This window comes from Agrobacterium sp. MA01 (assembly GCF_009650195.1).
Lineage (GTDB): Bacteria > Pseudomonadota > Alphaproteobacteria > Rhizobiales > Rhizobiaceae > Allorhizobium.
Window position 1 is genome coordinate 2,392,957 of the sequence record NZ_CP045854.1, and the last position, 17,967, is coordinate 2,410,923.

At 61.4% G+C, this 17,967-nt stretch carries 20 protein-coding genes; 19 read left to right on the forward strand and 1 reads right to left on the reverse strand.

Annotated features, from left to right (window positions below; all coding sequences use genetic code 11):
- Positions 1-12: 12 nt before the first annotated feature.
- The 13 genes from phnF to GH983_RS11680 all read left to right on the forward strand — a co-directional run bounded on the left by phnF (position 13) and on the right by GH983_RS11680 (position 10,842).
- Positions 13-759 carry a phosphonate metabolism transcriptional regulator PhnF gene (gene phnF, locus GH983_RS11620; RefSeq protein ID WP_153762445.1) on the forward strand — a complete coding sequence of 249 codons (747 nt, stop codon included), beginning with the start codon at positions 13-15 and terminating at the stop codon, positions 757-759.
- Positions 756-1,211 carry a phosphonate C-P lyase system protein PhnG gene (gene phnG / locus GH983_RS11625; RefSeq protein WP_153762446.1) on the forward strand — a complete coding sequence of 152 codons (456 nt, stop codon included), beginning with the start codon at positions 756-758 and terminating at the stop codon, positions 1,209-1,211. The genes phnF and phnG overlap by 4 nt, the downstream gene beginning before the upstream one ends.
- Complete coding sequence (gene phnH / locus GH983_RS11630) at positions 1,211-1,768, forward strand: phosphonate C-P lyase system protein PhnH (RefSeq protein WP_153762447.1); 558 nt, start codon at positions 1,211-1,213, stop codon at positions 1,766-1,768. The genes phnG and phnH overlap by 1 nt, the downstream gene beginning before the upstream one ends.
- Complete coding sequence (locus GH983_RS11635) at positions 1,768-2,853, forward strand: carbon-phosphorus lyase complex subunit PhnI (protein WP_153762448.1); 1,086 nt, start codon at positions 1,768-1,770, stop codon at positions 2,851-2,853. The genes phnH and GH983_RS11635 overlap by 1 nt, the downstream gene beginning before the upstream one ends.
- On the forward strand, positions 2,850-3,764 hold the full coding sequence (locus tag GH983_RS11640) for an alpha-D-ribose 1-methylphosphonate 5-phosphate C-P-lyase PhnJ (protein WP_153762449.1): 915 nt from the start codon (positions 2,850-2,852) through the stop codon (positions 3,762-3,764). The genes GH983_RS11635 and GH983_RS11640 overlap by 4 nt, the downstream gene beginning before the upstream one ends.
- A complete protein-coding gene (locus GH983_RS11645; RefSeq protein WP_153762450.1) occupies positions 3,761-4,576 on the forward strand; it encodes an ATP-binding cassette domain-containing protein in 816 nt (271 codons plus the stop codon). Before GH983_RS11640 ends, GH983_RS11645 begins: the two co-directional genes overlap by 4 nt.
- Before the next feature lie 7 nt (positions 4,577-4,583).
- On the forward strand, positions 4,584-5,291 hold the full coding sequence (locus GH983_RS11650) for a phosphonate C-P lyase system protein PhnL (protein WP_069040996.1): 708 nt from the start codon (positions 4,584-4,586) through the stop codon (positions 5,289-5,291).
- On the forward strand, positions 5,278-6,447 hold the full coding sequence (locus tag GH983_RS11655) for an alpha-D-ribose 1-methylphosphonate 5-triphosphate diphosphatase (RefSeq protein ID WP_153762451.1): 1,170 nt from the start codon (positions 5,278-5,280) through the stop codon (positions 6,445-6,447). Before GH983_RS11650 ends, GH983_RS11655 begins: the two co-directional genes overlap by 14 nt.
- Before the next feature lie 179 nt (positions 6,448-6,626).
- On the forward strand, positions 6,627-7,433 hold the full coding sequence (gene phnC, locus GH983_RS11660) for a phosphonate ABC transporter ATP-binding protein (protein WP_069040994.1): 807 nt from the start codon (positions 6,627-6,629) through the stop codon (positions 7,431-7,433).
- Between the two features lie 21 nt (positions 7,434-7,454).
- Positions 7,455-8,357 carry a phosphonate ABC transporter substrate-binding protein gene (gene phnD, locus GH983_RS11665; protein WP_153762452.1) on the forward strand — a complete coding sequence of 301 codons (903 nt, stop codon included), beginning with the start codon at positions 7,455-7,457 and terminating at the stop codon, positions 8,355-8,357.
- 63 nt (positions 8,358-8,420) lie between these two features.
- A complete protein-coding gene (phnE, locus tag GH983_RS11670; RefSeq protein WP_153762453.1) occupies positions 8,421-9,347 on the forward strand; it encodes a phosphonate ABC transporter, permease protein PhnE in 927 nt (308 codons plus the stop codon).
- Positions 9,347-10,207, forward strand: coding sequence for a phosphonate ABC transporter, permease protein PhnE (phnE, locus tag GH983_RS11675; RefSeq protein WP_153762454.1), 861 nt, complete (start codon positions 9,347-9,349; stop codon positions 10,205-10,207). Before phnE (GH983_RS11670) ends, phnE (GH983_RS11675) begins: the two co-directional genes overlap by 1 nt.
- Positions 10,204-10,842: a chloramphenicol acetyltransferase gene (locus tag GH983_RS11680; RefSeq protein WP_153762455.1), complete on the forward strand. Its 639-nt coding sequence runs from the start codon at positions 10,204-10,206 to the stop codon at positions 10,840-10,842. Before phnE (GH983_RS11675) ends, GH983_RS11680 begins: the two co-directional genes overlap by 4 nt.
- Positions 10,843-10,973: 131 nt before the next feature.
- On the opposite strand, the gene GH983_RS11685 is transcribed toward GH983_RS11680, so the two are convergent.
- Positions 10,974-11,996: a LacI family DNA-binding transcriptional regulator gene (locus GH983_RS11685; protein WP_153762456.1), complete on the reverse strand. Its 1,023-nt coding sequence runs from the start codon at positions 11,994-11,996 to the stop codon at positions 10,974-10,976.
- Positions 11,997-12,311: 315 nt separating this feature from the next.
- Between GH983_RS11685 and GH983_RS11690 the strand changes: the two genes are divergently transcribed.
- From GH983_RS11690 to GH983_RS11715, 6 genes are all read left to right on the forward strand, one after another.
- Entirely contained in the window at positions 12,312-13,598 is a 1,287-nt protein-coding gene (locus tag GH983_RS11690; RefSeq protein WP_236759398.1) for an ABC transporter substrate-binding protein, read from the forward strand.
- Between the two features lie 205 nt (positions 13,599-13,803).
- The gene (locus GH983_RS11695; protein WP_054151609.1) at positions 13,804-14,751 is read left to right on the forward strand and encodes a carbohydrate ABC transporter permease; all 948 of its coding nucleotides are present in this window, start codon (positions 13,804-13,806) and stop codon (positions 14,749-14,751) included.
- Positions 14,748-15,692 carry a carbohydrate ABC transporter permease gene (locus tag GH983_RS11700; protein WP_054151608.1) on the forward strand — a complete coding sequence of 315 codons (945 nt, stop codon included), beginning with the start codon at positions 14,748-14,750 and terminating at the stop codon, positions 15,690-15,692. The genes GH983_RS11695 and GH983_RS11700 overlap by 4 nt, the downstream gene beginning before the upstream one ends.
- Positions 15,689-15,877 carry a hypothetical protein gene (locus GH983_RS11705; protein ID WP_054151607.1) on the forward strand — a complete coding sequence of 63 codons (189 nt, stop codon included), beginning with the start codon at positions 15,689-15,691 and terminating at the stop codon, positions 15,875-15,877. The genes GH983_RS11700 and GH983_RS11705 overlap by 4 nt, the downstream gene beginning before the upstream one ends.
- Positions 15,878-15,880: 3 nt before the next feature.
- On the forward strand, positions 15,881-16,978 hold the full coding sequence (locus tag GH983_RS11710; RefSeq protein WP_153762457.1) for an ABC transporter ATP-binding protein: 1,098 nt from the start codon (positions 15,881-15,883) through the stop codon (positions 16,976-16,978).
- Entirely contained in the window at positions 16,971-17,966 is a 996-nt protein-coding gene (locus GH983_RS11715) for an ABC transporter ATP-binding protein (RefSeq protein WP_054151752.1), read from the forward strand. The genes GH983_RS11710 and GH983_RS11715 overlap by 8 nt, the downstream gene beginning before the upstream one ends.
- The last annotated feature ends 1 nt before the right edge of the window (position 17,967 follow it).

Consider the following 17,967-nt stretch of genomic DNA (forward strand, 5'->3'; position numbering starts at 1 on the left):
CATGGATAGCGCATGCAAAGAGACACTTGGCAAATCGTCAAAGACCATCTGGCCAGTGACATCGCCTCAGGCAAACTTGCTCCCGGCACGCGGCTGCCGACGGAGCCCGAGCTTTGCGAGGTCTTCGGCGTTGGCCGCCACTCTGTCCGGCGTGCAGTATCGGCGCTCGCGGTCGAGGGCAAGCTCAGGGTTGAACAGGGGCGCGGCACCTTCGTCGAGGCGACCCGGCTGATCAACTACCAGATCGGGCGCAGGACGCGTTTCCGCGAGAACCTGACCGGACAGGGTTACAAGCCCTCCGCCGAGCACCTCTCCTCAACAATCGTGCCGGCGCCCGACCGTGTAGCGGAGGCGCTAAGCATCGCACGCGGGGCCGAGGTCCATCGGATCATGAGGCGGGGTCTGGCCGACGACATGCCGATCAGTCTCGGCATCGCCTTTCATCCGGTAGCGCTCTTTCCGGACCTAGGCGTGCGCCGTGAGGCTGGCATTTCCGTGACCGAAATCTATCGTGACCACGGGGTCACCGACTATTTCCGCAAGAGCACCACCATCTTCACCCGCCGCGCCGAGCCGGAGGAATCCAGACTGCTGCGGCAACACCCAGATCATCCGGTCATGGTCGTCACAAAGATCGACGTCGATGCCAAGGGCACCGCGCTTGGTTATTCCGAGGCGGTCTGGGCAGGCGACCGCGTCCAGTTTTCTTTCGACAGTCTCGACGACCCCTTCGTGGGCGAGGAGGGCAAGGCCCCATGACAACACAGTTCCAGCATGCCGGTGCGCCGGGCGACGCCCACGCCCGCCGGCTCGAAACCCTTGCGCGCGCCAATACAGCCGCGCTGAAGGCCTTCGCGGAAGAGCTTCTTGCACCGCTCGGCGCGATCGACGTCATTCAGAGCCGCACAGGGCTCGCGATGCTGCCGATGCGCGACACGGTAAAGGGCACAGATTTTCATCTCGGCGAGGTGTTGGTGGCAGAGGCGCATATCCGGCTCCGGTCCAACGGCACTGAAGGCTATGGCATGATCGTTGGCCGCGACCTCGAGCGCGCCATGGCAATGGCGATCGTGGATGCAGCCGGATCGATCGAAACCCTCGCCGCGCGCATCAGTGACTTCGTGGAAGATGAGGCCCTGAAGATCATGGGCGCAGACACAGAGCGCCTTCGCGCGGTCGAGGCGACCCGTGTAGACATGGAGACCTTCTGATGGATGCCTCCGCCCTTATTGCTGTCCCCGTTCCAAACGACCTGGAGCGGCTTCACAATGCCACCTACGACGCCCTGATGTGGGCGCTCGCCCGCCCCGGCACAGTGCAAGCACTGCCGCAACTGGGCCTGGAGGCCATCGTCAAAACGCTGATTGACCGCGAATGCCGGGTCTTTTCGGGCCATAAGACGCTCCTGCCGCTGATCGCCTCGACCGGAGCGGCGATTACCGGCGCACGCGACGCCGACCACGCCTTTATCGATCTGGAAACTGAGGCGGGCCTGCGCGATCTGGCCGTCGCGCCCGCGGGGTCGCATCTCTATCCCGATGATGGCGCCACCGTGTTTTCAGGGGCGAGGATTGGCGAGGGACAAGGGCTTCGCCTGCGCGGCCCCGGCATCGAAACTTATGAGGATATCCGCCTCGGCGGCCTCAGGCCTGATGTTTGGACGCTTCGCGCGACGCGTTGCCTCTACCCGACCGGGTTCGAACTCTTCTTCGTCGATGAAGACCGTGTTGTCGGTCTGCCACGCTCAACCACGGTGGAGGTGCTCTGATGGCCTATGTGGCAACTCGAGGCGGTGAACGCGCCATTGAACAGTCTGAGCGGCTCTACCGCGCCGAAATGGGGACGATTGACATGGAGCGCGTCGCGGACGTCCGCGACAGCCTGCCTTACCTGATCGACCGCGTGATGGGCGAGGCCTCGCTCTACGACCGTGATCTGGCAGCGCTTGCGCTCGCCCAGGCCGGCGGCGACCTTTACGAGGCGGTGCTCCTTCTGCGTGCCTGGCGCACCACCCAGCCGCGCCTTGCGATCGCCGAACCGGTGACGCAGGACAGCCTTTTCACGCACCGCCGAATTTCCGCTGCCTTCAAGGATATTCCTGGCGGCCAGGTGCTCGGCCCGACGCTCGACTATTCACACAGATTGCTGGCGACCGGCGTGCTGGAAGGCCAGGCATTCGAGCCGACCCCGGTCGAACCTGCGGCAAGACCCGCACCGGCGCGCCAGCCGTCGCTTGCCGCTTGGCAAAAGGCGCAAGGACTGATTGCAGACATCGCCGCCGACGAGGTCGCCCCTGACGACATTCCAGACCTCACCCGCGAGCCGCTTCTCTTTCCGGCCAAGCGCGCCCATACGCTGCAAAGCCTGGCTCGCGCCGACACAGGCGGTGTGCTGGCACTCGGCTATTCGGCGATGCGCGGCTATGGCAATGCGCATCCGACCGTCAACGAGCTGCGTCTTGCAGAAGCGGAGGTGCGTGTGCGCCATCCGGCGGGCACGGTTTTCTCGGCTGGTCGCGTTCGCGTCTCGCAGGCGGAAGTCACGAGCAAAGGAAAAGGCGGCCAGCTTCAGCTCGGCTTCTGCGCCACACTCGGTTGGAACGAAATCAAGACCATCGCTGGCGCGACGCTGGATCTCAATTCCGCAGCGGCGGATCAGAATTCACCCGTCAACGAGGAATTCTTCCTCTACCACACCGAACCCGTGGAAGCCTCGGGTTTCTGCATCCATTTCAAGCTGCCGCACTACGTCACCTTCCAGTCTTCGCTCGACGCCTTGCGCGATGCGAAGAAGACGGCGGCCCCTGCCGGTGCCGTGACGAACACACATAAGCCCGTGAAGGAGCCGGCATGAGCCTTTCCGCACTCACAAAGCCATGGGAAGCCTTCAGCTACGGCTTCCTCGATGCCTCGGCCAAGCGCGAGCTGCGCCGCAAGATGCTGAAGGCGATTGCCGTACCCGGCTGCCAGATGCCCTATGCCAGCCGCGAGGTGCCGATTGCGCGCGGCTGGGGCACCGGCGGCCTGCAAGTGACGCTGACCCTGATCAAGCCCTCCTCCGTGATCAAGGTGATCGACCAGGGCGCCGACGACAGCGTCAACGCCGCCTCGATCCGCCGATTCCTTTCGCGCGTATCCGGCGCCGGTGAGACCTGGGACACGCAGGAGGCAACGATCATTCAGAGCCGGCACCGTATCCCTGAGGAAAAGCTGCGCGAGGATCAGATCCTCGTGCTGCAGGTGCCAAATCCCGAACCGCTGCGCCCGGTCGAACCCAACATGTCGATCGCCCGCCAGATGCATGCCGACGCAGATTACGGCCGGCTGTGGCTGACGCTCTATGAGCAGATCGTACGTTCGGGCCGCATCATGCAGGGCGCGTCCTATCCTTCGCTGGTCAACGGCCGCCATGTCATGACCCCCTCGCCGATCCCGCGCTGGGACGTGCCGAAGCTCGACATGGCAAGGCACCTGACCTTCCTCTCGGCTGGGCGCGAAAAGCGGCTCTACGCCGTGCCACCTTTCACGCGGGTCGAGCCGCTGGTCTTCTCCGACGTGCCCTACAAGGTCGAGGACCATGCCGACCTCACCTGCCACCGCTCGGGTGTCAGAGGTTATTTCATGAACGAGATCCCACAGGACGACGGCGGCTCGCAATTCGAGCTGTCCGACAGCAATTTCGGCATCAAGGCGATCCGCCGCACCGAGGGGCTGAACGTGGAACAGGGCGAGACTTGGTACAAGAACGGAGAATTCCGCCCATGATCGGAGAACTTCTGGCTGAGCTGCTGCAGAACGCGCCGCAACTGATGACAACCCCGCCGCTTCTGACGATGACCGACGTCAGCAAACGCTTCGGCAAGGTGGTCGCGCTTCAGGACATTTCCGCCACCGTCTATCCCGGCGAGGTACTCGGCATCGTCGGCGAAAGCGGCTCGGGCAAGTCCACCCTTCTGAGGATGATGAACCTTGAGGACACGCCCGACAGCGGTGACTATCGCCTGGCCCTGCCGGAGCTCGACGCCAACCTGTTCGATCTCGACCGCTTCGCCCGCCGCATGCTTTGCGCACGCCATATCGGCATCGTCTATCAGAACCCGCATCTCGGCCTGCTGATGGGTCATACCAGTTCCGGCAACGTGGCGGAGCGACTGCTCATCGCTGGCGAGCGGAGTTTCGCCGAACTGCGCTCAAAGGCGCAAGAGGCGCTCGATGCCTCTGAGTTCCCCTTAGAGCGTATGGATGCGCGGCCAATCGAACTGTCCGGCGGCATGCAGCAGCGCGTGCAGCTCGCCAAGGCGATTGCGCTCGAACCGGCATTGTTGCTGCTGGACGAGCCGACCACCGGCCTCGACGTATCCGTTCAGGCGCTGGTTCTCGACACCTTGAAACGGCTGCAGCGGGACCGCGCGATCACCATGGTCATCGTCAGCCACGATCTCGGCGTGATCCGTACCATGGCAGACCGGGTCATGGTCATGCGGCGCGGTCGCGTGGTCGAGCAAGGCCTGGTCGATCAGATCTTCCAGGATCCGCAACACGAATACACCCAGCAACTCGTTCATGCCAAATTGTGAGGCCGCCATGCAGCCCGTCCTGGAGGTGGAAGGCCTCTCGAAAACCTTCCACATGCACCATCTCGACCAGAACCTTCACGCATTTTCAGGCATCGGGTTTACGCTGAACCCCGGCGAGTTCCTGCTTTTGAGAGGGCCGAATGGCGTCGGCAAATCGACGCTTCTGCGCACCCTCTATCGCAGCTATCTGCCGCGCGCGGGGCATATCTGGTACCATACAGCCGAGGGCCGCATCGACCTTGCCAGGGCAGCCGATGTCGATATTGCGTTTCTGCGCCGGCGTGAGATCGGCTTTGTCACGCAATTCCTGATCGCCCGTCCGCGGGTTCCTGCCGAGGATATCGTTGCCGAACCCTTGCGCCAAGCGGGCATGCAGCACGAAGAAGCGCTCGTCGAGGCACGGCGCTGGCTGGAGGCCTTCGGCGTCAAGCGCAATCTCTGGAAAGCCTATCCCACCACCTTTTCCGGCGGCGAACAGCAGAAGGTGAACCTCGCACGAGCGCTCATCCTGCCGCAGCGGCTGCTGCTGCTCGACGAGCCAACGGCCTCACTTGATGCCGGCGCTCGCAAGGCGCTGGTCGACCGTCTCGCCGACCTCAAGGCGCAGGGTGTCGCCATGATCGGCGTCTTTCATCATCCGGGCGACGTGGCTGGGCTCATCGACCGGGAAATCGAACTTCAAGCCTTTGAGGAACTTGCCAATGTGGATCTCTGATTGCCGGGTGGTGCTGCTAGACCGCGTGCTGCCGAACGGTGCGGTGCGCATCGAGGACGGAATGATCGCCGAAATCTCGGAAAAACCTGTCGCCAATGCCGATATGTCGGCGCAAGGCCTGATCCTTATGCCGGGCTTCATCGACATGCACGGCGACATGGTGGAACGCGAGGTGGAACCACGGCCGAATGTGCGCATGCCGCTTGAGCTCGGTCTGCGCGATCTCGACCGCCGGCTTGCTGTTTCTGGCGTCACGACCGCCTATGCCGCGCTATCCTTCAGTCCTGCCTCGACCTACGGGCACCTGCGCAGCTACGAGCACACCAGCAGCGTCATCCGCGCGATCAAGACCATGCGCGGCAAGCTCCTGGTCGATCACAAAGTCCATGCCCGCTTCGAAATCACCTTCCCCAAGGCGCTCGCCGTGATCGAGGAGCTGATCGCCGAGGGTTCCGTAGATCTGATCTCGCTCAACGATCATACGCCGGGACAGGGGCAGTATCGCGATGTCGAGCGCCACATCGAAAAGCTCGCTCGCGAAAAGGGTATGAGCCTCGAAGAAGCCGCGCAGTCGATCGCGCGGCGCATCGAGGAGCGCACCCAGCCGGCTGACGTAATGACGCATACGCTGGATGCTATCTCCAAAGCCTGCCATGCCCATGGTGTGGCGATCGCTAGCCATGACGACGACACCGTCGCCAAGGTTCAACTGATGCATTCGCTTGGTGTCCTGATCAGCGAGTTCCCGGTCACCCTCGAGGCCGCCGCCGCGGCGAAGAAACTCGGCCTGATGAACGCCATGGGCGCGCCAAACGCGCTGCGCGGACAGTCCTATTCAGGCAATCTTTCGGCGCGCGACGCTCATGCCGCCGGACTGCTGGATATCCTGGCCGCAGATTATCACCCGTCGGCCATCCTGCCGGCGGTGCTGGAACTGGCAAAGACCGACAAGCATGGCCTTTCCGGTGCCTGCCGGCTGGCGACGTCCAATCCAGCTCAGGCGCTCGGGCTTGCCGATCGCGGCGAGATCGCGGTCGGAAAAAAAGCAGACCTTCTTGTCGCCGACGATAATGGCATCGGCCATGTCCGCTGCGTCTTCCGGGGTGGCCGCAAAATCTATTCCGACGGTTCGCTCACCTTCGCTCAAGCGGCGTAAGATCGCTAAAGAACCTGTCGCCGTCTGACGGGCCGTGCATTGCACGGCCCGTTTCTCTTTCGCCCTTGTCTACAGGGCTTGGAGCGCCGCTGAGGCTGCTACAGAACTGTCGCAAATCCTCCAAATTAAATTCATTCGGATGATATGTCGCTGTCACAGAGGCGCTCCATGATCGCTTCATGGAAAAGAACACACTCTCCCTTCGCAAGCTCGGCCGCACCTTTGGCCAGACCAGAGCCGTCGGCGGTGTCAGTCTCGACATCGCCGCCGGAGAGTTCGTCGGTGTCATAGGCCGATCTGGCGCCGGCAAGTCCACGCTTCTGCGCCTCATCAATCGGCTGATCGATCCAACCGACGGCAGCGTCCATTTTGGTGACCGCGAGATCACGTCGCTCAATGGACGGGCGCTGCGCCAGTGGCGACGTGAATGTGCGATGATCTTTCAGCAGTTCAACCTGATTGAGCGCCTTGACGTTTTGACCAACGTGCTGGTCGGCCGCATCTCGTCGCATGGTTTTGCGAGTTCTATGGCGATGCGTTTTTCCGACGCCGAACGGGCGCTGGCGATCCGCGCGCTCGACCGGCTCGATCTCGCGCCCCAGGCCCTTCAGCGCGCCGGCACGCTTTCAGGCGGACAGCAGCAGCGCGTCGCGATCGCCCGCGCTCTTCTGCAGGAGCCGCGCATCCTGCTTGCCGACGAACCCATCGCCAGCCTCGATCCCGGCAACGCCATGCGCGTCATGGAAGCGCTGCGCACCATCAACACCGAGGACGGCATCACCGTTATCGTCAACCTGCACACCCTCGACACCGCGCGTGCCTATTGCGACCGGATCATCGCCATGCGCTCCGGCATCGTCATGTTCGACGGCAGCGCCCGCAATCTTACCGACGATGTCGTTCGTGACATCTACGGCGGTTCCGGCCTCACCGAGTTCAACGAATCCATCACCTCGACCTCCATCCGGTCGGCGATTCCGGCCTGATCAACCTCTGGGAGAATACCAATGCGTCTCATCGCCGCCACAGCCCTCCTCACGCTTTCTTCCCTGCCGGCCATCGCTGCCGACTGGAAGTCCGACTACAAGGTCGTCCGCTTCGGCGTCCTGTCCGGCGAGAACGAGAAGGATCGCGTTGCTCGCTACAAGCCTTTCGAGGCCTATCTTGAAAAGACCCTCGGCATCGACGTCGAACTCTTCACTGCTGGCAATTACGACGGAGTCGTCCAGGCGCTCGCCGCCGACCAGATCGAATTCGCCTTCCTCGGCTCCTCCGCCTATGCCGCGGCCTATACCGAGACCGATGGCGGCATCGTTCCGCTCCTGACCGCAGTTCAGGAAGACGATTCCACCGGCTATTTCTCGGTCATCACGGTGCGCTGCGACAGCCCCTACAAGAAGATCGAGGACCTGAAGGGCAAGGTCCTGGCCTTCGCCGATCCGGATTCCACCAGCGGCTATGCTGTTCCGAACTACAACCTCGTGCAGCAGGGCTTCGAGCCTTCGACCTATTTCTCGGCCACGCCCTTCTCCGGCAGCCACGAGGCCGGCGTTCAAGGCGTCGTCAACGGACAGTTCGATGCCGCCGCGACCTATATCAACAACGAGAAGAGCGGCATTCCGCAGCGCATGGTCAGCAAGGGCATGATCAAGGAAGGCGAGGTCTGCAACATCTGGAAGTCGCCCGAGATTACTTCCGGTCCGTTCACCGCCCGTGCCAACCTGCCGGCTGAACTGATCGCCGACATGCAGGCCGCCGTAAAGGCTGTTCCGGAAGCCGATCCGGCAGCCCACAAGGAAATGACCGGCGCGGAAAACTCGACGGCCAAAGGCTATGTCGAGGTCGACCATGACCGCTACCAGTGGATCGTCGACATGCGCGCCTGGCTGAAGGCCCAGCGCAAGAGCTGATCCCACGCAAACGCAGATGGGGCGATCTCGACAGGGATCGCCCCTTTTTTACAGGGAAACGCCATGACCTTCGCCCCTGCCGCATCCCCTTCCGAGGCGGTGCAGGATTTCGAACGCGCCTATGCCCGCCAGCGCGCCCGCGGCCGGCTGACCTTCCTCATGGTGACGGCGGCGCTACTAATCGCCTTTGTTGTGACAGCCGATTTCTCCAATCTCCTGAAGGTCAGCCAGATCACGCTTTCTGACGGCAGCAGAGCCGAACGCTGGATCCTGCTCGCAGGCTTGCCACGGCTCGGCGAATATCTTGCCAAGACTATTCCTCAGCTGTCGTGGGAAACGCTTGGCGCAGATCTCGCTGCTTGGTTCTGGCGGTGGAAGGTCTGGGGCTGGCTCCTCCTCGAAACCGTGCTCATTGCCTTCATGGCAACCGCGCTTGGGGTCGCGGGCGGCTTCGTTATGTCCTTCCCGGCAGCGCGCAATCTCTCCCCCAGCAGGTGGCTGCTCTGGCTGTCGCGTCGCTATCTCGAGATAGCCCGCACGGTGCCGGAGCTGGTATTCGCGCTGATCTTCGTCTTCTGTTTCGGCGTCGGCCCGATGGCGGGCGTGGTGGCGATCGCGCTCCACACCTGCGGGGCGCTCGGCAAACTCTATTCCGAAGTGAACGAGAACATCGACATGCGCCCGCTGGAGGGCGTCAAATCGGCGGGCGGCAGCTGGGCTGACCAGATACGCTATGGCGCGGTGCCGCAGATCCTGCCGAACATCATCAGCTACACGCTGCTGCGTTTCGAGATCAATGTGCGTTCGTCCTCGATCATCGGCTATGTCGGCGCCGGCGGCCTGGGTCAGGAGCTTCGCACTGCCGTATCGTTGCAGGAATACACCGATTTGTCGGCGCTCTTCATCATCGTCTTCGTCACCGTCTTTGTGATCGACTGGGGCTCGGAAAAGCTGCGCCACCGGATCATCGGCATGGAAAGGATCCACTGATGACAACCGTTACCCGCACGGAAATCCTGGCGCTGCGCCAGTCCATGCCGCTTGCCTTCCGTCCGTCCATGCAGACGCGGCTGAAGCGCTGGAGTTTGATGCTCGGCTTTACCGCGCTGTTTGCCTGGTGCCTCTATGATTTCGGCTTTACGCCGGAACGCATCATCAACGGCCTTAGCCGCCTCGGCCGCGTTCTCTCCTTCATGTTCCCACCGCATATCTGGACCGAATGGGATCCGTTGAGCGATATCCTGACAGGCCTCGGCGAAACACTGGCCATGGCCTTTCTCGGCACGCTGCTCGGCGCCGTCTTCGCCTTTCCGCTTTCCTTTCTCGGCGCCAAGAACATCAACCGCTTCGCCTTCTTTCGCTTCGGCGTTCGGCGAGGTTTTGACATCATCCGCGCCTTCGAGACGCTAATCCTGGCGCTCGTCTTCATTCGCGCCTTCGGCCTCGGCCCCCTTCCCGGAGTGCTCGCGATCGCAGTGGGCGAAATCGGTGTTCTCGCCAAGCTCTACGCCGAGGCGATCGAGAACATCTCCAAGAAGCCCGTCGAGGGCGTTGTTGCCTCCGGAGGGTCTCGCTCCCAGGCCATCCGCTTCGGGATGCTGCCACAGGTCTGGCCGGTGCTTCTTTCAATCACCCTCTACAACTTCGAATCCAATGTCCGCTCAGGGACCATTCTCGGCATTGTCGGCGCCGGCGGCATCGGCTTCATCCTCTCCGACCGCATCGGCGCCTATCGATGGGACGAGGCCTGGTCGATCATCTTCCTGATCATCGCCATGGTCTATGTCATCGACGCCATCTCCGGCGCAATCCGCGAGCGGTTCATCGGCAAATGGGAACACGCGAAATGACAATGCTGTCGGAAGCTCCGACCATCCATGAAACGGCGACGGTCGTCGGCTGCGAACTCGGCAAATGGACCGAGATCCAGGCCCATGTGAGCATGCGGGAAAGTCAGTTCGGTGACTATTCCTACATCGTCAAGGGCGGCAACGTCGTCTGGTCGACCTTCGGCAAGTTCTGCTCGATTGCCGAAGGTGCGCGCATCAATCCCGGCAACCACGCCACCTGGCGCGCAAGCCAGCACCACTTCACCTACCGAGCTGCACAATACGGGCTGGGCGAAGACGACACCGACTTCTTTCAGTGGCGTAAGGATCACTGGGTAAACATTGGCCACGACGTGTGGATCGGCCACGGCGTCACAGTACTTGCCGGCGTGACGATCGGAACCGGCGCGGTGATCGGCGCCGGTGCGGTCGTCTCGAAGGATGTCGAGCCTTACACGATCGTCGGCGGCGTTCCCGCAAGGCTCATCAAGCGGCGCTTCAGCGAAAAGCAGGCCGAAGCACTGCTCGATATCGCTTGGTGGGACTGGCACCATGACACGCTGCGCGGCCGCCTGCCTGACATCCGCGCACTCGCGATCGACGCCTTCATCGAAAAATATCGCCAGGACACGGCCTCCCCCATGGCATCGACTTGAACCAGGCGGCCCTCTGTTGCCCTGCCTCTTGGACTGCTGGTTGCGCCGCACTCGCATCTCTGCAAGGTGAGGCAATGATCGGCAAGCCACACGACTGACCTGACGCCTACGGCTCCGCTCAGACGTCGCGCTTAGAGGTTTTCCTTGAGCAGGATCTCGATACGGATCTTTTCCTGTGCAGCCAGCGGCTCGCGGGCATCCGATCGGGCGCGCATGATACGAATTGCGCTGCGCACAGCATGGCCCGGATCTTGTGCGATGACGGCATCGATCACGTCGTCACGCAGCGCCTGTTCGGTAAAGGGCGTTCGCTCGTGTACAACCACCGCAATTCTGCTCAGTTCAACATTTCCAGAAGCTGCCAGGATCGGCACGCGAGCCTCTGCGCTCAGCACGTAGATGCCGGCCACGTCGCGATTGCCAGCCAGCACGCGGCCAACCACCTGCCGCGTGCGTGCCTCATCGGCATGGGTTTCGATCGAAGGCAGGCAGGTCAGATGCGGAAACATCTGGTTGATGACCTGGTCAAAGCCGAGGCGGCGCTGGATGCTATCGAGCGATTGCATGGTTTCTGCAATCACCAAGACTTTCCCAGGCTGTGAACCTGCCAGCATGCCCATCAGCTTGCCAGCGGTTGCTCCAGCCGCAAAGTTATCAATGCCGACGAAATCAGCCTCAGGCAGTTTCTCCTGACCGGAAAGAAACTGCACAACCTTGATATTACGCTCAAGCAACCGGGCCATGGCGTCACGCACCTGCGGGGACTCGGGCGCCATTAAGGCAACACCGTCAACGGTCTCCCTGTCCAGACCGGAGAGGAGCTTTGCGATGCCATGTGCATCGTCGGTCGCGATCTGACGGCAGGTGATTTCAGTGAGGTCGCCTTTCAACGCAACGGTCAGCTCCTCCACATGGCGTAGGAGTTCAGTGAGGTACAGATCGCCGCTAACCGGCAGCAGAAACAGGAAGCGATATAGTTTGCTGCGGGCCAGGCTGACGGCTGCCGGGTTGCGCACAAAGCCGATCCGCTCGATCGCGTCGTTCACCAGCCGAGCAGCCTTCGGGCTCACATTTGGCCGGTCATTCAAGACACGGTCGACGGTCGCAAGGCTGACGCCCGCAGCCTCCGCCAGATCCTTCGCTGTAGGACGCATAAAGACTTCCTGCTGATTTCCCCCTGGCAGAGCTTTCCTTCAAATCGCGGCAAAACGCAAGAAATGATGTGCGCACCTCAAAAACGACTTGCTTTGAGGTGCGCACATCAATTAGCCTTGTACGTGGTTCAGGTCGGCGCAAGCAACGCCGCCCGTTCCGCTGGAGGAGGCCGGCCTGGATGAGGGTCCGGAGCCGGCATTTGGCCCGAAAGGGCGTTTCGCCATCCGTTGGAGACCGGACGGCGCTGGGAGGATGACATGATGAAATCCCTTTATGTGAAAGGCCTGCTTGCTGCCGCGACAGTCGGATCTTCAATGAGTTTCGGCGCTGTCGTGGCGCATGCCGATGAAAAGGAACTGACACTCTGCTGGGCCGCCTGGGATCCGGCGAATGCGCTGGTCGAACTCAGCAAGGATTTTGAGGCCTCGTCCGGCATCAAGATGAAATTCGAGTTCGTGCCGTGGCCGAACTTCGCCGACCGCATGCTCAACGAGCTCAATTCCGGCGGCAAGCTCTGCGACCTGATGATCGGCGACAGCCAGTGGATTGGCGGTGCCGCCGAAAACGGTTGGTACGTGAAGCTCAACGATTTCTTCGACAAGGAAGGCATCAGCATGGATGCCTTCGTGCCGGCAACCGTCACAGGCTATTCGGAATGGCCGAAGAATACCCCGAACTACTGGTCGCTACCGGCCTTTGGTGACGTGGTCGGCTGGACCTATCGCAAGGACTGGTTCGAACGCCCGGAAATCCAGACAGCCTTCAAGGAAAAGTTCGGTCGCGACCTGACGCCACCGGCAACCTTCGACGAACTCAAGCAGGTCACCGAATTCTTCCAGGGCCGGGAGATCGATGGCAAGACCGTCTACGGCGCCTCGATCTATACCGAGCGCGGCTCGGAAGGCATCACGATGGGCGTGATGGACGTGCTCTACAGCTATGGCTTCAAGTACGACAACCCCGAAAAGCCCTATGAGATGGAAGGCTTCGTGAATTCGGAAGGCGCCGTGAAGGGCCTCGAATTCTACAAGTCGCTCTATGATTGCTGCGTCGCGCCGGGCACGTCGAACACCTACATGGGCGAAGGCATTGACGCGTACAAGTCGGGCCAGGTCGCCATGCAGATGAACTTCGCCTTCACCTGGCCGGGCTTCGAGGCGGATCCGAATGTCGGCGGCGGCAAGACCGGTTATCTCGTCAATCCCGCGGGCCCAGGCGGCGAGAAGTTCGCCCAGCTCGGCGGCCAGGGCATTTCGGTCGTCGCCAATACCGACAACATGGACGGCGCGCTGGCCTACATCAAGTGGTTCGCCCAGAAGGATGTGCAGGACAAATGGTGGTCCATGGGCGGCTTCTCGTGCCTTCGCGCCGTGGTCGAAGACCCGAACTTCGCCAAGAGCCAGCCCTATGCACAGACCTTCCTCGACAGCATGGCAATCGTGAAGGACTTCTGGGCCGAGCCGTCCTATGCGTCGCTCCTTCAGGCATCGCAGAAGCGCTTCCACGATTATGTCGTCGCTGGCAATGGCACCGCCAAGGAAGCGCTTGACGGGCTGATCGCCGACTGGACGGAAACCTTCGAGGACGAAGGTAAGCTCTGACATAGGATGAGCTTGATGCCCGGACCCGGGTAAGCCCCCTACTCTCTCCCTCGGCAATGCCGAGGGAGAGACACAGAGCCAGCGCTGCCGCCGGCACCAATCTTTAAAACCCTTGAAGCCTGCCGGCTGAAGCTGAACCTTGCCTCTTTGCGACAAGGCACAAGGACCCGGCTGCCCATTTGGAAACGTCACACGGATCGGGACGATGACCGACAAAACTGCAGACCGCCTCGCCCGCGCAACACCCGAACCGGTTGCAAAACGTATCCGGGGACTGAGCGATAGAGCCATTGCCTGGATTTTTGTCGCGCCGACGATCTTCCTGCTTCTGTCGGTCAACATATTTCCGCTGATCTGGACCATCCGCCTGTCCTTCACGAACTTCGCCGCCAACAAGCCGAATGCGGAAGTGCAGTGGGTCGGGTTGCGCAATTACATGCGCATCCTGACAGACGCCGACACCTGGGCGAACATGCAGACAACCGCCCACTTCCTCATCTGGACAATCACCTTCCAGGTGCTGATCGGCTTCTCCCTGGCATGGCTGATCAACCGCAAGTTCAAGGGCAATGACCTGGTCACGACATTGATCGTCATCCCGATGATGCTCTCGCCGGCGGTGGTCGGCAATTTCTGGACCTTTCTCTACCAGCCGCAAATCGGCCTCGTGAACTACGCCGTCGAATTCCTGACCGGCATTCCGGCCGACAGCTTCTCGATGCTTGGCCCCGGCGGCTGGGCACGCTGGGCGATCGTCATTGTCGACACCTGGATGTGGACGCCCTTCGTCATGCTGATCTGCCTGGCGGGCCTGCGCTCCATTCCCGACTACATCTATGAGGCAGCGGAGGTCGACCGCGCATCGAAGTGGCGGCAGTTCTGGACGATCACCCTGCCGATGGCGCTACCGTTCCTGATGCTTGCGGTCCTGTTCCGCGGCATCGAAAATTTCCGGATGTTCGACCTCGTGGTCCTTCTGACCGGTGGCGGACCGGGGGACGAGACACTGCTCGCCTCGATCGATCTGAAGCGAGAGGCCTTCGAAAAATGGCGGACCGGCTATTCCAGTGCCTATGCAATCATCCTGTTCGTCACGGTATTCGGCCTCGCCTCCATTTACGTCAAGGCACTGAACAAGGTTAAGGAACGATGAGCGCACATTCCGTCACCGAACCGTCGCCTGCCTCCAAGTGGATTGCAGGCATCCTTGTCGGACTTTACGCGGTAATCACGCTGATCCCGTTGCTGTGGATCATTTCGACGAGCTTCAAGTCCGGCCCGGACTCGATCAGCTATCCGCCGAAAGTGGTCTTCCAGCCGACGCTTGAAGGCTATGTGAACCTCTTTACAACACAGTCACGCCCATCGGCACAGGACCTTGCCAAACTGCCACCGCCTACCACCTGGTATGACAAGATCACCCGAGACAGAGGCATGATCATCTCGGGTCCGTCGCGCTTCGGTCAGAGGTTCCTGAATTCGGTCATCATCGGCTTCGGCTCGACATTCCTTTCAATCTTCCTCGGAACGCTTGCCGCTTATGCCTTCAGCCGCTTCAAGGTGCCACTCAAGGATGACCTCCTGTTCTTCATCCTGTCGACCCGCATGATGCCGCCGATTGCGGTCGCGATCCCGATCTATCTGATGTTCCGCCAGCTCGGCCTTTCCGACACCCACCTCGGCATGATCCTGCTTTATACGGCGGTCAACCTGTCGCTGTCGGTCTGGCTGCTCAAGGGCTTCATCGATGAAATCCCGCGCGAATATGAGGAAGCGGCACTGATCGATGGCTATACCCGCTTCCAGGCCTTCTACAAGGTCGTGCTGCCGCAGGCCGCAACTGGCATCGCCTCGACCGCGATCTTCTGCCTGATCTTCGCCTGGAATGAATATGCCTTCGCGGTCCTGCTGACGAGCGGCAATGCCCAGACGGCACCTCCCTTCATTCCAACCATCCTCTCAGTCGGCGGCGGAATCGACTGGCCAGCCGTTGCAGCGGCTGCGACGCTGTTCTTGCTACCCGTGGTCGTCTTCACCGTTTTGTTGCGCAAGCATCTGCTGCGCGGCATCACATTCGGAGCCGTGCGCAAATGATGAACTTCCTTACCCGCCTCAGCCGGTTTCGCCGGTCCGAATGGGAAATGATCGCCTCGGCCTTGATTGCGCTCGGCGTGGTCATGCTCATGCAGCCGCTTTCGCTGACGCTCTTTACCTTCTCCTTTCCGGTGACGCTGATCGGAACCGTCATGTTCATCGTCGTCAGTCATTTCCCGGAGTAAGTGATGGCTCAGATCCGCGTTCAAAACCTGCGTAAAGACTTCGGAGCCTTCAATGCGGTGAAGTCGTCGACCTTCACCGTCGAGGACGGTGAGTTCTTCATGCTGCTCGGCCCGTCCGGTTGCGGCAAGACGACGACGCTGCGGATGATGGCTGGCCTTGAACTGCCGACCAGTGGCGAGATCTATATCGGCGGCGACGAGGTAGGCATGAAGCGCGCGAGCGAGCGCGACATCGCCTTCGTCTTTCAGATGTTTGCGCTTTATCCGCATATGAATGTGCGCAAGAACATCTCCTATCCCCTGGTGAGCCAGGGCGTGCCGCGCGCAGAAGTCGATCGCCGTGTCGCCGAAGTCGCCCGCATCCTACAGATCTCATCGATCCTCGACAAACCCGTCGGCGGGCTTTCGGGCGGCGACCGGCAGCGCGTGGCGCTTGGCCGTGCGATCGTACGCCAGCCGAAAGCCTTCTTCATGGACGAGCCCCTCGGCGCACTCGATGCGGAGTTCCGCGAACATATGGCCGAGGAGCTGCGTGCCCTTCATGACCGCATGGGGGCGACCACCGTATATGTCACCCACGATCAGCTGGAAGCCATGCAGATGGGCGACAAGATCGTCGTCATGAACCATGGCGTGATCGAGCAATTCGGCAAACCCCAACAGATCTACGACTGGCCGGCAACCAAGTTCGTGGCAAAGTTTATCGGCTCGCCGCCTATGTCCTTCCTTGAGTTCGAAGGCGCGATTGAAGAAGGCGGCAATGCAGTGGAGATCGGTGGATCGCGCATCGAGCTTCCCACATCCAGGGAAGGCTGCAAGGGTGCGCTGACACTAGGGGTGAGGCCGGAACATGTCCGCCTGTCGGACGCGGCCGGCCTTCGCGGACGGGTGGCCGCCGTTGAATATCTCGGCACCACACAGATCCTCACGATCGAGACCAACCACGGAGAGATCAAGGCGCGGACAGCATCAAGCGATGTGATCCGAACGGGGGCTTCCGTTGGGCTTGAATTGGATCGCCGCTCGCTCACCCTTTTTGATGCGAAAAGCGGGAGGGCACTGGTGTCCGAAGCGAATGAAGGAGTACTTGCTCGTGGCTGACGTCGTCCTTTCCAGCATCAGCAAGTCGTTCGGCGCCACCCGTGCGCTCGATGACGTGACGATGACCGTTCCGGATGGCTCGTTCGTGGTACTCCTGGGGCCCACCGGAGCCGGAAAAACTACCCTTCTGCGCACGGTGTCCGGCCTCGACACACAAGACAAAGGCGACGTCAGGATTGGCGGACGCTCCATGGCAGGACTGACACCAGCACAGCGCAATGTCGCGATGGTCTTTCAGCAGTATTCCCTCTACCCGCACATGACGGTGCGGCAGAACCTCGAATTTCCGCTGAAGTCGCCGCTGCTGCGCACGCCGCAGGCGGAGATCGACCAGAAGGTCAAGGCAATTGCCGAGGTCCTGCAGATCTCCCACAAGCTCGACAACAAGGCGACAGCCCTTTCGGGGGGAGAGATGCAGCGCGTATCGATCGGTCGCGCGCTGGTCCGCAATCCGCAGATCTATCTGATGGACGAGCCACTCAGCTCGCTCGACGCGAAACTCCGCGCGGATCTCCGCGTTGAACTGAAGAACATCCAGGCTCAGTCGGGCGCCACGTTCCTCTATGTGACGCATGACCAGATCGAGGCGATGACCATGGCGACCCATGTCGGTGTACTCAAGGAGGGTCAACTCGCGCAGTTCGGATCGCCGCGCGAGATCTATGAAACGCCGGTCAGCATCTATGCAGCAACCCGGCTTGGTCAGCCGCGCATCAACGTGCTCCCCGCAAGCCTCTTCCCCGGCGCACCGGTCAGGGCCCATTCCATTGGGCTGAGGCCCGAGCATATTCGTGCGGGAGAAGGCCAGGAAGCTCAGGTCACCCGGGTCGAACATCTCGGCGATCAGACGCGCCTTCATCTCATGCTCGGGGAACACCCGATCATCACCGTCACCGATGCCCATACCGCTCTCAAGGGCGGCGACATCATCAAAATCCAGCCGCACAAGCCGCTTTATTTCGATGCGGCCGGAATGCGTCTCGTCTAAG